General features: G+C 73.9%; 10 protein-coding genes and 1 tRNA gene. 6 read left to right on the top strand and 5 right to left on the bottom strand.

Features of this window, described 5'->3' with window-relative positions; genetic code table 11:
- Positions 1-74: 74 nt before the first annotated feature.
- A complete protein-coding gene (locus ACJ9NR_RS08370) occupies positions 75-3989 on the bottom strand; it encodes a Pls/PosA family non-ribosomal peptide synthetase (protein ID WP_412488940.1) in 3915 nt (1304 codons plus the stop codon).
- A 270-nt stretch (positions 3990-4259) separates the two neighbouring features.
- Positions 4260-4344: transfer RNA gene (locus ACJ9NR_RS08365), tRNA-Leu, on the bottom strand.
- Between the two features lie 188 nt (positions 4345-4532).
- Between ACJ9NR_RS08365 and ACJ9NR_RS08360 the strand changes: the two genes are divergently transcribed.
- The 3 genes from ACJ9NR_RS08360 to ACJ9NR_RS08350 all read left to right on the top strand — a co-directional run bounded on the left by ACJ9NR_RS08360 (position 4533) and on the right by ACJ9NR_RS08350 (position 7276).
- A complete protein-coding gene (locus ACJ9NR_RS08360; protein ID WP_412488941.1) occupies positions 4533-5858 on the top strand; it encodes a M20/M25/M40 family metallo-hydrolase in 1326 nt (441 codons plus the stop codon).
- Positions 5859-6084: 226 nt separating this feature from the next.
- Entirely contained in the window at positions 6085-6318 is a 234-nt protein-coding gene (gene chpH, locus ACJ9NR_RS08355; protein ID WP_412488942.1) for a chaplin ChpH, read from the top strand.
- A 154-nt stretch (positions 6319-6472) separates the two neighbouring features.
- Entirely contained in the window at positions 6473-7276 is an 804-nt protein-coding gene (locus tag ACJ9NR_RS08350; RefSeq protein ID WP_412488943.1) for a chaplin, read from the top strand.
- A gap of 163 nt (positions 7277-7439) precedes the next feature.
- Here ACJ9NR_RS08350 and ACJ9NR_RS08345 read toward each other — a convergent pair whose 3' ends face one another.
- Positions 7440-7628 carry a DUF5703 family protein gene (locus tag ACJ9NR_RS08345; protein ID WP_005485166.1) on the bottom strand — a complete coding sequence of 63 codons (189 nt, stop codon included), beginning with the start codon at positions 7626-7628 and terminating at the stop codon, positions 7440-7442.
- A 47-nt stretch (positions 7629-7675) separates the two neighbouring features.
- On the opposite strand from ACJ9NR_RS08345, the gene ACJ9NR_RS08340 reads away from it, so the two are divergent.
- Entirely contained in the window at positions 7676-8395 is a 720-nt protein-coding gene (locus tag ACJ9NR_RS08340) for a hypothetical protein (protein WP_412488944.1), read from the top strand.
- A gap of 92 nt (positions 8396-8487) precedes the next feature.
- Here the strand turns inward: ACJ9NR_RS08340 and ACJ9NR_RS08335 are convergent, their stop codons facing one another.
- Together ACJ9NR_RS08335 and ACJ9NR_RS08330 are read right to left on the bottom strand one after the other, a co-directional pair.
- Positions 8488-10941 carry a helix-hairpin-helix domain-containing protein gene (locus tag ACJ9NR_RS08335; RefSeq protein WP_412488945.1) on the bottom strand — a complete coding sequence of 818 codons (2454 nt, stop codon included), beginning with the start codon at positions 10939-10941 and terminating at the stop codon, positions 8488-8490.
- Positions 10938-11924 (bottom strand): aldo/keto reductase, encoded by a 987-nt coding sequence (locus tag ACJ9NR_RS08330; RefSeq protein WP_412488946.1) that lies wholly within the window; start codon positions 11922-11924, stop codon positions 10938-10940. The genes ACJ9NR_RS08335 and ACJ9NR_RS08330 overlap by 4 nt, the downstream gene beginning before the upstream one ends.
- 112 nt (positions 11925-12036) lie before the next feature.
- Here ACJ9NR_RS08330 and ACJ9NR_RS08325 point away from each other — a divergent pair, with 112 nt between their 5' ends.
- Together ACJ9NR_RS08325 and ACJ9NR_RS08320 are read left to right on the top strand one after the other, a co-directional pair.
- Entirely contained in the window at positions 12037-13092 is a 1056-nt protein-coding gene (locus ACJ9NR_RS08325) for an LLM class F420-dependent oxidoreductase (protein WP_412488947.1), read from the top strand.
- Positions 13093-13345: 253 nt separating this feature from the next.
- A complete protein-coding gene (locus ACJ9NR_RS08320) occupies positions 13346-14134 on the top strand; it encodes a ferritin-like domain-containing protein (RefSeq protein ID WP_412488948.1) in 789 nt (262 codons plus the stop codon).
- Positions 14135-14161: the final 27 nt, after the last annotated feature.

Here is a 14161-nt window from a genome sequence, read left to right as displayed (position 1 = left end):
CTCGCCCTCACCGGTGCCCCGCACGCGGCGTCCCCGCCTCCGGGGCGCCCGGGCCCGCTCCGAGTGACCCGCGCTCAGGGACGCCATGCCTCGATCGGGTTGCCCAGCCAGCGGGTGTCGTCCGGGACGGACTCCGCCGCCATCACGAGCGACGCCGGGCCCAGGGTGGTGCGGGCCCCGACCGCGCTGCCGGGCAGCACGATCCCGCCCGGGCCCAGCGTGGCGCCCTCACGGAGAACCACAGTATCCGTCCGCAAGATCCGGTCGTGGAAGAGGTGGGTCTGCAGGACGCAGCCGCGGTTGACGGTCGCCGCGTCCTCCAGGGTCACCAGATCGGCCTCGGGCAGCCAGTAGCTCTCCACCCACACCCCCCTGCCGATCCGGGCGCCCAGCCCGCGCAGCCAGCCCGTCATCAGCGGCGTCCCCGGCACCAGGGCCGCGAGCCACGGCACGGCCACCACCTCGACGAAGGTGTCCGCCAGCTCGTTGCGCCACACGAAGCCGCTCCACAGCGGGTGCTCACCGGTGCGGTGCCGCCCCACGAGCAGCCACTTCGCGAGGACCGAGACGACCGCCGCCGCACCGCCGGCCGCCAGCAGCACCAGCCCGGACAGCGGCGCGGCCCACGGCCCGAGCAGGCACAGCAGCGCCACCGTGGCGACGGCGAGCGCCGCCGAGCACAGCACCGGCACGATCCGCAGCAGCTCCACCAGACCGCGCGCCCACAGCAGCCGGGCCGGCGGGTCGTAGGTCCGGCTGCTGTCGCCCGACCCGGCGCTGCGCGGCAGCCGCACCGGCGGCAGGCCCAGATAGGAGCTGCCCTTCTTCGCCTTCTTCGGCGTCGCCGACAGCACCCCCACCAGACCGCCGTCCGGCACGCTCCGGCCCGGCGCCGTCATCCCGGAGTTGCCGAGGAACGCCCGCCGCCCGATCTCCGCCCGCCCGATCCGCATCCAGCCACGACCGAGCTCGTACGGCGCGGTCAGCGTGTCGTCGGCCAGGAACGCGCCCTCGCCGACCGTCGTCAGACTCGGCAGCGCGAGCACCGTGGACACCTCGGCGCCGCGCCCGACCCGCATCCCGAGCAGCCGCAGCCAGACCGGGGTGACCAGCCCGGCGTACAGCGGGAACAGCGTCTCCCGGGAGCGGTCCATCAGCTGCGTGACCGTCCAGGCCTGCCAGCCGGTCCGGCTGTGCGTCGGATACGTGCCCTCGCGCAGCCCCAGGCCCAGCAGCCGTACGCAGACCAGGATCAGCAGCGCGTACGCCGCGCCGAAGGCCAGCGTCGCCGGGACGAGGGCGAGCGCGACGCCCGGCAGCGGCGCGGCCGGGTCGACGAACGCCCACGCCACGAGGAACGCGGCCCCGCCCGCCGGCAGCGGCAGGGCGGAGAGCGCGAGGCCCGTCAGGCCGTACATCACGCGCCAGTACGTGCCCCGCCGCGGGCGCTCCTTGGGCCAGTCGCGCTTGGCCTTGCCGAGCTTGACCGCGGGCGCGCCGGCCCAGCGCTGGCCGGTCGGGATCCGCCCGGTGACCGCGGAACCCGGCGCCACCTCGGCGCGCTTGCCCACACGGGCGCCCGGGAAGAGCACGCTGCGGGTGCCGACGGTGGCGTGCGCGCCGACCCTGACCGTGCCGATCTCCAGGCGGTCGCCGTCCAGCCAGTACCCGGACAGGTCGACCTCGGACTCCACCGCCGCGCCCCGGCCCAGTTTCAGCAGGCCGGTGACCGGCGGCAGGGAGTGCAGGTCGACGTCCTGGCCGACCTTGGCGCCCAGCGCCCGCGCGTACCGCTCCAGCCAGGAGCCGGTCAGCGAGGTCGCCCCGCTGAACTCGGCCAGCCGCTCGGCGGTCCACAGCCGCAGGTGCACCCCGCCACCGCGCGGATACCGGCCGGGCCGCACGCCGCGCAGCAGCAGCCGGGCGCCGCCCGCGGCGATCGCGAGCCGCCCGGGCGGGGTGAACAGCACGAGGGCGCCGGCCGCCGGCAGCCACCAGGGAGCCGTCGGCAGCCACGCGCAGGCCGGCAGCAGGTTCCCGAGCACGGCCAGCGCGATCGTCCAGCGCAGCCCGAGCAGGGTGAACAGCGGCACCAGCAGCAGGAGCTGGATCACCCGGGCCCGGACCGGCACCGGGGCCACGGTCCGCCGGGCACCGTCGTCGGTCACCGACGCCTCGAGCCGGCGGGCCAGCTTGCGCAGCGTGGGCTGCTGGTAGATGTCGAGGACGGCCGCGCCGGGGTAGCGGGTGCGCAGCTTCGTGGTCAGCCGGGCGGCGGCCAGGCTGCTGCCGCCGATCGCGAAGAAGTCGTCGCGGGCACTGGTGACGGGGATGCCGAGGACGTCCGTCCACTGCTCGGCCAGCCACGCCTCGGTGCCGTGCAGCCGCTCGGCGGGCCCGCCGGACTCCAGGCCCGCCAGCGGCCAGGGCAGTGCGTCGCGGTCCACCTTGCCGCTGGTCCGGGTGGGCAGGTCCGCCACCGGGGCCAGCAACGGGACGAGCGCGGCGGGCAGTTCGGCACGCAGCCGCTGCACGGCGGCCGCGTGGTCCCAGCCGTCCTGGGTGACGACGTAGCCGACCAGAAGCTGGTTGCCGCCGCGGGCGGTGCGCACGGCGGCCGCGGCGCCCGCGACGCCGGGCAGCGCCTGGAGCGCGGCGTCCACCTCGCCGAGCTCGATCCGGCGCCCGCCGAGCTTGATCTGCTCGTCGGCCCGCCCGAGGAAGACCAGTCCCTCCGGCTCGGCCCTGACCAGGTCACCGCTGCGGTACGCCCGCTCCCAGCCCAGCGACTTCAGCGGCGCGTACTTCTCCGCGTCCTTCTCGGCGTCGAGGTACCGGGCGAGGCCGACGCCGCCGATCACCAGCTGCCCGCTGCCGCCCATCGGCACCGGCTCCCCGGCCTCGTCGACGACGGCCAGCTCGTAGCCGTCCAGCGGCAGCCCGATCCGCACCGGCTCCGCGCCCGACAACAGCGAGGCGCAGGCCACGACGGTCGCCTCGGTCGGCCCGTACGTGTTCCACACCTCGCGGCCCTCGGTCACCAGCCGCCGCACCAGCTCGGGCGGGCAGGCCTCGCCGCCGAAGATCAGCAGGCGTACGTCGTCGAGGGCCTCGGGCTCCCAGAGCGCGGCGAGCGTCGGGACCGTGGACACCACGGTGATCTCCTGCTCGACCAGCCAGGGTCCGAGGTCGGCCCCGCTGCGCACCTGCGAGCGGGGCACGGGGACCAGACAGGCGCCGTACCGCCACGCCAGCCACATCTCCTCGCAGGAGGCGTCGAAGGCGACGGACAGCCCGGCCATGATCCGGTCACCGGGACCGATCGGGTCGTCGGTGAGGAACAGCGCGGCCTCGGCGTCCACGAACGCGGCGGCGCCGCGGTGGCTGACGGCGACGCCCTTGGGCTTCCCGGTGGAGCCGGAGGTGAAGATGATCCACGCGTCGTGCCCGGTGCCGGGCCGTGCGGCGGGCGCCTCGGCGCGCCCGGTGACGGTCAGCTCGTGCCCGGCGCCGACCACGGCCCGCACCCCGGCCTCGCCGAACACCAGCTCGGCCCGCTCGTCCGGGTCCTCGGCGTCGACGGGGACGTAGGCCGCGCCCGCGGCGAGGACCGCCAGGACGGCCACGTAGAGGTCGCTGGTGCCGGAGGGGACCCGCACGCCCACCCGGTCGCCGAGCCCGACCCCGGCCGCGGCGAGCCGCCCGCGCAGGCCCTCCACCTCGGCGGCCAGCGCGCGGTAGGTGAGCCGCGTCGTGCCGTCGTCGAGGGCGAGCTCGTCCGGGAAGGAGCGGACGGAGGCGTCGAAGATGTCGACGAGCGTGCGCGGGGAGGCCGCCTGACCTCCGGAGAACCGGGCGATGTCACCGAACCGCCGGTCGATCTCCTGGTCGATCTCTTGATGGATCTCCTGGTGGATCTCCTGGTGGATCTCAGCGCTGAGCTCTTCGTCGAGCAGGCCGAGAGCACTGCTCCCGTGTATGGCTGCCATCGGTCCTCGCGTCTCGATCCCGGAAGCCTCCGTGGCGCCGGCGGGCCCGCAGGTCTGCCTGGGGTTGTCCGGCTCCGGCTCCGTAACAAGCCGGAAATTTTAGTACGACGCTAGGTTCGGTCCCCGGGAACGGCCACTCGAGCGGGCCGCCCGCGGGCGCGGAAGGACGGGCTCCGGGGCGCTGACCTGGCGGTCTTCCGGCCAGGGAGAGATGCCCCACACAACGCGTGAGGCCGCGACCCCGAGGGGTCACGGCCTCACTTTCCCGTGTGTCCGAGGGGGGACTTGAACCCCCACGCCCGATAAAGGGCACTAGCACCTCAAGCTAGCGCGTCTGCCATTCCGCCACCCGGACAAGGTGTCCGCCGCTCGCGGGGCGTGCCCGCGGCGACGAGAGAAACACTACCAGGCTCCCGCGGGGTCCCTGGTCACCCCCTGTCCGGCGGGAACGGCGCGCGGCGGGCGGGGTCCGCCCTTGGGGAGCGGGCGGGCGGAGGGGGAGGATGAGGGGAACCACCAGCAGTGACAGCGGGAGGAAGCAGCGTGAGCGAGACGGACACGGCCAAGGGCGTCTCCGGCGAGGACGAGGTCGTGGACCTCTGCCGCGAGCTGATCCAGATCGACACCAGCAACTACGGCGACCACTCGGGTCCGGGTGAGCGCGAGGCGGCCGAGTACGTGGCCGGGAAGCTCGCCGAGGTGGGCCTGGAACCGAAGATCTTCGAGTCGCACCCGGGCCGGGCGTCCACGGTGGCCCGTATCGAGGGCGAGGACCCCTCGCGGCCCGCGCTGCTCATCCACGGTCACCTCGACGTCGTCCCGGCCGACGCCGCCGACTGGACCCACCACCCCTTCTCCGGCGAGGTCGCCGACGGGTGCGTGTGGGGGCGCGGCGCCGTGGACATGAAGGACATGGACGCCATGACCCTGGCGGTCGTGCGCGACCGGATGCGCGGCGGCCGCAGGCCCCCGCGTGACATCGTCCTCGCCTTCCTCGCCGACGAGGAGGCCGGCGGCACCTACGGCGCCCGGCACCTGGTCGACCGGCACCCCGGCCTCTTCGAGGGCGTCAGCGAGGGGATCAGCGAGGTGGGCGGCTTCTCCTTCACGGTCAGCGAGCAGCGCCGGCTCTATCTGATCCAGACGGCCGAGAAGGGCATGCACTGGATGAAGCTGACGGTGGCCGGCACCGCCGGGCACGGGTCGATGATCCACCGGGACAACGCGATCACCGAGCTGTCGGAGGCGGTCGCACGCCTGGGCCGGCACAGGTTCCCGGTCCGGGTCACCAAGACGACCCGGGCCTTCCTCGACGAGCTCGGCGACGCGCTCGGCACCGAACTGGACCCGGAGGACATGGAGTCCACGCTGGCCCGGCTCGGCGGCATCGCCAAGCTCATCGGCGCGACCCTGAGCAACACCGCCAACCCCACGCAGCTCGGCGCGGGCTACAAGGTCAACGTGATCCCGGGCGAGGCCACGGCCCACGTGGACGGGCGTTTCCTGCCGGGCTTCGAGGAGGAGTTCCTGACCGACCTCGACAAGGTCCTCGGGCCCCGGGTCAGGCGCGAGGACGTGCACGCCGACAAGGCCGTCGAGACGACCTTCGACGGGGCGCTGGTGGAGGCCATGCAGTCCGCGCTCGTGGCCGAGGACCCGGCCGCCAAGGCGATCCCGTACATGCTCTCCGGCGGCACGGACGCCAAGTCCTTCGACGACCTGGGCATCCGCGGCTTCGGCTTCGCGCCGCTCAAGCTGCCCCCGGAGCTCGACTTCGCGGGCATGTTCCACGGGGTCGACGAGCGGGTGCCGGTCGACGGCCTGCGGTTCGGCGTGCGCGTGCTCGACCGGTTCATCGACGCGTCGTGATCTTCGTACGGGCCGTCCACGTGCCGTGATCTTCGTACGGGCCGTCCACGTGCCGTGATCTTCGTACGGTTCATCCAGACGTCGTGACCTTCGTAATCGGCAGCGCGTACGGAGCCGGACCGGGAAGAGTGAATGCGACGATCAGCTCGTAGCTCCATCACTCCCTCCTCGTTACAGGTAATGCGATCAGCAACACGGGATCGCTTTTGCCAACAAGGAGGAAGTAATGCTCAAGAAGGTCGTCGCTGCTGCGGCTGCCACTGGTGGTCTGGTTCTCGCGGGTGCGGGCCTGGCCGTCGCCGACTCCGGTGCTCAGGGTGCTGCGGTGCACTCCCCGGGCATCGCGTCCGGCAACGTCGTTCAGGTCCCGGTGCACGTCCCGGTGAACGTCTGCGGCAACACGGTCTCCGTGATCGGGCTGCTGAACCCCGCCTTCGGCAACACCTGCACCAACAAGTGACGTCGGTCCGCTGAGGATCGTTCACGCCGTCGGCTCCGGAGCGTTCGCCATGTGCTTCGGGGCCGGTCGGCCGTTGTTGTTGTCGATTTCTTCGAACGATTTCGCGGGACGCGCGAGATTCCAGGTCAGGATCGAAGGCAGGGTGAATTCAGCAATGCGACAGGTCACTCGCAAGGGCTTGATGACCGTGGCGGCCGCGACCGGCGTGCTCGCCGCGGCGGGCGGCTACGCCCACGCCGACTCGGGGGCGAGCGGCTCCAGTTCCAACTCGCCGGGCATCCTGTCCGGCAACACCGTGCAGGCCCCCGTGCACGTGCCGGTGAATGTCTGCGGCAACACGGTCGACGTCGTCGGTATCCTCAACCCGGCCATGGGCAACTCCTGTGCCAACGGCAGCGGCGGCAGCGCTTCCTCCGGGTCGCACGGCGGTTCCCACGCGGGCGGGCACGCGAGTGACTCACCCGGTGTCGGCTCCGGCAACCATGTCGAGGTGCCGATCGACGTGCCGGTGAACGTCTGCGGGAACAGCGTGAACGTCGTCGGCGTCGGCAACGCCGCCAAGGACGACGACTGCGCCAACGGCGGCTCGGCCGGGCACGGGACGCCTCCCGGCGGTGGGGGCCAGACGCCGCCCGGCAACCCGGGCAGCCCCGGCCACCCGGGTCACCCCGGCAACCCCGGCACCCCAGGGCACCCGGGCACGCCGGGTCACCCCGGGCACCCCGGCACTCCCTCGCACCCCGGCACCCCGAGCACCCCGCCCCACACCGGCGGCTCCACGCCGGGCGGCTCCGCGCAGTCCAACCACCCGGGCACCCAGACCGTGGCCCAGGCCGAGGGCGCCGCACAGCTCGCGCACACGGGCAGCGACCTGCCGATCGGCGTCGTCCTCCCGGTGGGCGCGGGTGCGCTGCTGGCCGGTGCGGTCATGTACCGCAAGGCGCGCGCCTCGGCGTAAACCGGCGCAAGCCCGTAGAAGCCGGCGCGAGCCCGTAGAAGTCCGGGCGAACCGGAGGAAAGCACCGCGAACTTCCCCCACGGTGCGCGGAACGGAGCGGGCCCCGTGCTGGCGGGGCCCGCTCCGTTTCCGTCGTCCTCCGTCGTCGCGTCCTGGCCTCAGCTCACCACGTGGCGCGCACCTGGCGGATGATCCGCCGGCGCAACCGCACCCTGCGGCTGCCGTCGCGCAGCAGGCTCAGACGGTCCAACTCCCAGTGTCCGTACTCCGCATGGTCCGTCAGCAGGCGTGTGGCGTCCTTGCGGGAGACCCCGCGCGGCACGTACACGTCGACAAATTCGTATTCCGGCATCGCATCTATTGTGCGGGCTGGGGCCCGGTACGGATAGCGTCTGCACTATGTCTGATGCTGCGCAGCCCACCGCTGCCGAGGTACGAGCCGCCGCCGAGGCGGTCAAGACCGCGCTCGACCGCCACCTGGCCGCGGTCGAACGCAGGTCCGGGGAGGACGACCCGGCCGTCTACGAGGCGTTCAACGAGCTCGCCGCGGCCGCCGAGACGTACGACGAGCTGCTCTACGACCGCTACGACGAGGTCACGCCCTTCGAGATCCCCGGCGCGGAGGACGCGCTGCCGCCGTACAAGGGGCCCGAGGAGCCGAACGCGCTGAGTGTGCTCATTCGCCGCGACTACGCGGTGGTGGAGCCGCAGCGGCTGCTTGCGCAGGCACAGAGGGTGGAGGCGGCGGACTCCGACGACTCCCGGGGCGCCGGCGCCGAGGCGTCGACGACCGTGCACGGCGCGCTGGGCATCCTGTTCGGGGAGTTCGAACCGGACGAGATCGCCTCGCGGCACAAGGAGTTCGGGCTGGAGGAGGGCGACTCCACGCTCTGGGTGACGGCCACCGACGAACCGGCCGAGCCCGGCGAGTGGCTGGAGGCGCCGTTCGAGCAGATCGACCCGCAGCGGGTGGTCTGCCGCTTCGACGTCAGCGCGGTCTTCGACGACGATCTCGACGACGTCTCACTCGAGGACGCGGACGACGAGGATCTCGAGGACGACCTCGATCCGGACCTGGACGGCGAGGAGGACCTGGAGCCGCTGGACGCGGATCGCTGACGCCGCGCGGCGCCGCACACCTGCAGCACGGCCGGACGGCGGCGGCCCGGGGGGTGTTCCCGGGCCGCCGCCGTCGTCGTCGCGGCGGGGGGTCAGCCGGAGACCGGCACCTGTGGCGCCAGCAGGAGCGGCAGGCGGGTGGTGCGCGGCCTGGCCGCGACCTCGGACACGGCCCGGGCGAGCGCCTGTTCCACGCCGTGCACCACGGACAGGTGGCGCTCCGCCCTGCCGAACGCCGTGTACACCCAGGGGCGGCTCAGGGCCTGCGCCGCGTCCCCGGGCAGCACCACGACCGCCGCGGGCCACCGGTCGCCCACCGCCTGGTGCGCGGTCAGCGCCCACCCGTGCCGCACGGACTGCTCCACCCGCTCCTTCGGCACGACCACGGGGGCGCCCGCGCACGACAGGTGCAGCCCGTCGGCGTCGGCCTTCACGACGGTGCCCGGCACCGTACGGCCCGGCGCGGGGGAGTAGGCGATCCGGTCGCCCGGGTCGAAGCCGCCGAAGCGGCCGGGGCCGGGGTTGAGGCGTTCCTTCAGCGCCGCGTTGAGCGCCCGGGTGCCCGCAGCGCCGCCGTGGCCCGGCGTGATCACCACGGTCTGCTCGGGCGGCACGCCGATGGCCCGCGGCACCGAGTCGGCGACGAGCTGCACCGTCCGGTGCACGGCCTCGCCCGCGTCCCGCACGGGGACGATCACGATCTCCTTGCCGGGCGCCTCGACCTGCTGGAGTTCGCCGGCACCGATGCCGGAGACCAGTTCGCCCAAGGGGCCCGGATCGGGCCGCCGGGAGGCGATCCGGGGGCAGATCCGCGCCTCCAGCAGGTCGGCGAACACCCGCCCGGGCCCGGCGGACCACAGCACCGCCGGGTCACCGGCCAGCACCAGCCGGGCGCCGTCCGGGAGCGACTCGGTCAGCAGCGCCCCCGACTCGACGTCCAGCCGGGGCGCGTCGAGCACGACGAGGAGGTCGAGGCCCAGCGCGCCGTCGGCGTCCCGGCCGGGGCCCTCGGCGCCGGAGAGCAGACCGCCGACGGTGGTGACGGGGGCGGCGCCCGGCCCGGGGTCCTCCTCCCCCCGCCCGGCCCACAGCGCCGCGAACCGGTCGCGGCCACCGGGGGTGTGCGCCGCCGCCCAGGCGCGCAGCCCGAGGCCGGTCGCCGCCCGCAGAAGGGCCGCGGGTTCGGCCAGTGACGCCTCGCCGCCGGTGTGCAGCACCAGGCCGTGGCCGGCGACCGCGCGGACGAGTTCCGCGCCGGAGCCCGGTGCCGCGGCGGCGGCCCGTTCCCAGTCCTCGGCCGCACCGTCCTGCTTGGGCACCGAGTTGACCAGCCGGGCGAGACCGTCGGCGAGGCTCTCCTCCGCGAGGGCGTACCGCTCCAGGCCGATCAGCACCCGGACCGGACGCTCCCCGGCCTCCTCGCCGTCCTCGCTCGGCTCCGGCTCCGGGGCGACCGGGTCGAGGGCGTCCTGGAAGACCAGGGCCTCGCCCTCCGCGGCGGCGCCGGTCACGGCCGTCTCGGCGTCGGTGACGCCCCGTTGGGCCAGCGCCGCGCTGAGCGCGGGCAGCTCCAGCGCCGTGTGCCCGGCGAGGGCCGCCTGCTCCAGCAGCCACCCCGTCAGCGCCCGGCCCCGCCGCGCGTCGTCCGGTCCGCAGTCCGCGCCGAGCAGGGCCCGTGCGAAACCGTCGGCCTGCTCGGGCCGCACGCCGCCGACCCGCAGCAGGAGCCAGGGATCGGCCCGCAGCCGCTCGTCCGCGCCCTCGCCGAGGGCGGCGGCGACCTGCGGCGCGAGGGCCTGCGGAGCGCCGCCGTCGGCCAGGACGCGTCCCACCGCGTCGACCGCCTCCGGCGCGGGAGCGGCGGCCGGTGCGGCCGCCGGCGTGGGCTGCGGCCGCTGCACCGACTCCGGCGCGGGACGGCGGGGAGCGGGCTCGGGGTCGTCGAACACGGTGGCCGTGGGCTTCTGGCCGCTCTCCACGGCCCGCACCGCGGCGAGCAGGTCGGCGGCCTGGCCGCTGAGCTTCGCACCGCTGTCGATGCGCCCCGCCTTCCCGGCCTTCCGCCGCTCGATCCGCTCCCGCTCGATCCGCTGCGCCGCCAACTCGGCCTCGGCCTCGGAGGTGCCGGTCGCGGTGCCTTCGTCGTTGTCTGCGGGCGTGCCGGTCGGGGTGCCTTGGCCGTCGTCTGCGGAGGTGCCGGTCGTGCTGCCGTCGCCGTCGCCCCCGGAGGTGCCGGTCGTGGTGGTTTCGCTGTTGCCCTCGGAGGTGCCGGTCGTGGTGGTTTCGCTGTTGCCCTCGGAGGTGCCGGTCGTGGTGGTTTCGCTGTTGCCCCCGGAGGTGCCGGTCGTCGTGCCCTCGCCGTCGCCCCCGGAGGTCCCGGTCGCCGTGCCCTCGCCGTCGCCCCCGGACGGGTCCTCGCCCCCGGACGGGCCCCCGCCCCCGGTCGCCGGCTCGTCGGTGGCCGCCGCCTCCCGCGCCCCGCCCTCCGCTGCCGCGCCCGGCGTCCCCGGCTCGGCGTCCTCCGTGGTCTCGGGCTCCGTGCTCACAGCGTGCTCCAGTCGTGATCGGGATAGCGGTGCACGGGCGCCGACACGTCGTCGAGAGCCCGGCAGATCTCGTCAGGAAGACTAAGGGCCTCCACTGACAACGCCGCCGTGAGCTGCTGCGCGTTGCGCGGTCCGATGACGGGGGCGGTCACGCCGGGCCGGTCGCGGATCCAGGCGAGGGCGACCTGGAGGGGCGTCACCGCGAGCCCGTCCGCCGCGGTCCGCACGGCGTCCACGATGCGGCTCGCGGTGTCGTCGAGGTACGGCGCCACGAAGGGCGCCAGTTGCTCCGAGGCACCGCGCGAGTCGGGGGGCGCGGACTCACCCCGGTACTTGCCCGTCAGGACCCCGCGGCCCAGCGGCGAGGACGGCAGCAGGCCGATGCCGAGGTCCAGCGCGGCCGGCAGCACCTCGCGCTCCACGCCGCGCTGGAGCAGCGAGTACTCCATCTGCGAGCTCGCCAGCCGGGTACGGCCACCGGGAACCGCGAGCTGCCAGGTCGCCGCCTTCGCGAGCTGCCAGCCGCAGAAGTTGGAGACACCGGCGTAGCGGGCGCGGCCGCTGCTGACCGCCAGGTCCAGGGCGTGGAGCGTCTCGTCGAGCGGGGTGCGGGGGTCGAAGGCGTGGATGTGCCAGACGTCGACGTGGTCGGTGCCGAGGCGGGTGAGCGAGGCGTCCAGAGCGGAGAGCAGGTGGCCGCGCGAGCCGTCGACGCGGCGGTCCGGGTCCGGCACGCTGCCGGCCTTCGTCGAGATCACCAGGTCCCGGCGCGGGACCAGGCCCTCCATGAGGCGCCCGAGCAGGTACTCGGCCTCCCCGTCGCCGTACACGTCCGCCGTGTCGACGAGGTTCCCGCCCGCTTCCCAGAACGCCTTCAGGAGGTCCGCGGCGTCGTGCTCGTCGGTGCTCCTGCCCCAGGTGAGGGTGCCGAGCCCGATGCGGGACACGCGAAGACCGGTACGGCCGAGATGCCTCTGCTCCATGAACGCCGAGATTACTGGCCTGAACCTACGGTGTGGGGGCCTGTGGACAACCAGTTTCCACACGCTAGGGTCTGCCGAACAGGCACGTTACTGATCGGTAAGGGGAAGCGGCATGCAGCTCGGGATCAACCTCGGCTACTGGGGTGCCGGAATGGACGCGGACAACCTCGCGGTCGCCAAGGAGGCGGACCGGCTCGGGTACGCCGTGTGCTGGGCCGCGGAGGCCTACGGGTCGGACGCGGCCACCGTGCTCAGCTGGGTCGCCGCCCAGACCGAGCGCATCGACGTCGGCTCGGCCATCTTCCAGATCCCGGCCCGGCAGCCCGCGATGACGGCGATGACGGCGGCCACGCTGGACTCGCTCTCCGGCGGACGCTTCCGCCTCGGCCTCGGCGTCTCCGGACCGCAGGTCTCCGAGGGCTGGTACGGCGTCAAGTTCGACAAGCCGCTGGCACGCACGCGCGAGTACGTGGAGATCGTGCGCAAGGCGATGACCCGGGAGCGGCTGACGTACGAGGGCGAGCACTGGACGCTGCCGCTGCCCGGCGGCCCGGGCAAGCCGATCAAGCTGACCGTGCACCCGCAGCGTGAGCACATCCCGCTCTACATCGCCGCGATCGGCCCGAAGAACCTCGAGCAGACCGGCGAGATCGCCGAGGGCGCCCTGCTGATCTTCCCCTCCGCCGGCCACCTGGAGGAGACCACGATCAAGTACCTGCGCGCGGGACGCGAGAAGGCGGGCAAGACCCTCGAGGGGTTCGACGTCTGCCCGACCCTGCCGCTGGCCCTCGGCGAGGACAAGGACGTGCCCGCCCTCGCCGACGCCTTCCGCCCCTACACGGCGCTGTACGTCGGCGGCATGGGCAGCGGCAAGCAGAACTTCTACAACCAGCTCGCCCAGCGCATGGGCTTCGAGGCCGCGGCCGCCGAGGTCCAGGAGAAGTACCTGTCGGGTGACAAGCAGGGCGCCGCGGCCGCCGTCCCGCACGACCTGATCGACCGGACCACGCTGCTCGGCTCCGTGGACCGCATCGCCGACCGGATGAAGGAGTACGCCGCGGCCGGCGTCACCACCCTGAGCCTCAACCCGGCGGGCTTCACGCTCGAGGAGCGGCTCGCGTCGCTCCGCGCCGGCACCGAAGCCCTGGAGCGCGCCGGACTGGCGTGAGGGCCGGGAGGCCGGCGGGGCACTCCGCCGGTGAGGTTTCCGCGGCCGTGGTGGGGGCTCGGGGGTCTTCCCCGCCACGGCCGTCACTGTGAACAACGCGCCCCGCCCCCGGGAGTTACGCACCCGGGGCTTCCGCCGGTCCTCCTTTTGGCGGAGTTGTCCGACACAGCTGTTGCAGCACCTCTCGAGCCGCATTTGACTCGGTCTTCGCGGATCCGGCGCAATTCGCGAGGCCTGCAGAGAGGTGCCCACGATGCTTTCGGCGAAGAGCCTGTTCCAGGAGATCCTCGACGACGACGAGTCCTTTGCCCTGTTCTGCTCGATCGCGGCCAGCGGGGAGTCCCAGGGCGGCTGGGAGAACGCCCGCATCGCCGCGCTCGTACCGGAGAGCCAGCACCGGCTGGCCCCCAGGATCGCCCGCCACGGCGCCGACGAGGACAAGCACGGGCGGATCTTCAACGCCCTGATCAGGAAGCGGGGACTGGAACCCGTCCCGGTGCCGCCCGAGACCGACTACACGATGCTGCTGGAGAGGCACGGCATCGGGCTGGCCCACGACAAGCTCAAGGGCGAGGAACCGCTCACCGTGCCCGACATCGTCACCTATCTCGCCCACAGCCGGGTCACCGAGCAGCGCGCCTCCGAGCAGATGGCACTGCTGCGCAGGCACTTCGCCGACCACCCCGACATCGGCCGGGCGGTGAAGATGATCTCCAACGACGAGGACAACCACCTGGCCTACTGCCACGAGGAGTTGCTCCGCCTCGCGCACGCCGGGCACGGCCGGGTGATCCAGCGGACGCTGCGGGAGTGCGCGCTCGCCGAGATCCGCGTCTACCGCGACGTGAGCCTGGCCGTCATGGAGCACATGGGCCGCGTCCTCGGCTGGTCGGCGGCCAGGTCGGCGCTGCTGGCCGCGGGCATCCGGGCCGTCTACGTCTACGAGCGCGCCGCGGGCTGGCGCCGGATGGTCAGCCTGCGGATGCCGGACCGGCGCGACGCGCTCGGCGGACCCGCGACGACCGCGCCCGAGTTCGCCTGACGTCCCCGCGGCACCCCCGCGGCGGCC

Origin of the sequence: Streptomyces sediminimaris (assembly GCF_047049295.1) — a bacterium.
In the GTDB taxonomy this organism is placed as follows: Bacteria; Actinomycetota; Actinomycetes; order Streptomycetales; family Streptomycetaceae; genus Streptomyces; species Streptomyces sediminimaris.
Note: the sequence above shows the minus strand (reverse complement) of the source record. Positions and strands in the feature narration are given on the sequence as shown.

Bases quoted from the DNA above. Each gene is read 5' to 3' on its own strand.
- chpH (WP_412488942.1), top strand. From the start codon at position 6,085: ATGCTCAAGAAGGTCGTCGCTGCTGCGGCTGCCACTGGTGGTCTGGTT.
- ACJ9NR_RS08345 (WP_005485166.1), bottom strand. From the start codon at position 7,628: ATGCCGGAATACGAATTTGTCGACGTGTACGTGCCGCGCGGGGTCTCC.
- ACJ9NR_RS08325 (WP_412488947.1), top strand. From the start codon at position 12,037: ATGCAGCTCGGGATCAACCTCGGCTACTGGGGTGCCGGAATGGACGCG.
- ACJ9NR_RS08350 (WP_412488943.1), top strand. From the start codon at position 6,473: ATGCGACAGGTCACTCGCAAGGGCTTGATGACCGTGGCGGCCGCGACC.
- ACJ9NR_RS08320 (WP_412488948.1), top strand. From the start codon at position 13,346: ATGCTTTCGGCGAAGAGCCTGTTCCAGGAGATCCTCGACGACGACGAG.
- ACJ9NR_RS08340 (WP_412488944.1), top strand. From the start codon at position 7,676: ATGTCTGATGCTGCGCAGCCCACCGCTGCCGAGGTACGAGCCGCCGCC.
- ACJ9NR_RS08330 (WP_412488946.1), bottom strand. From the start codon at position 11,924: ATGGAGCAGAGGCATCTCGGCCGTACCGGTCTTCGCGTGTCCCGCATC.
- ACJ9NR_RS08370 (WP_412488940.1), bottom strand. From the start codon at position 3,989: ATGGCAGCCATACACGGGAGCAGTGCTCTCGGCCTGCTCGACGAAGAG.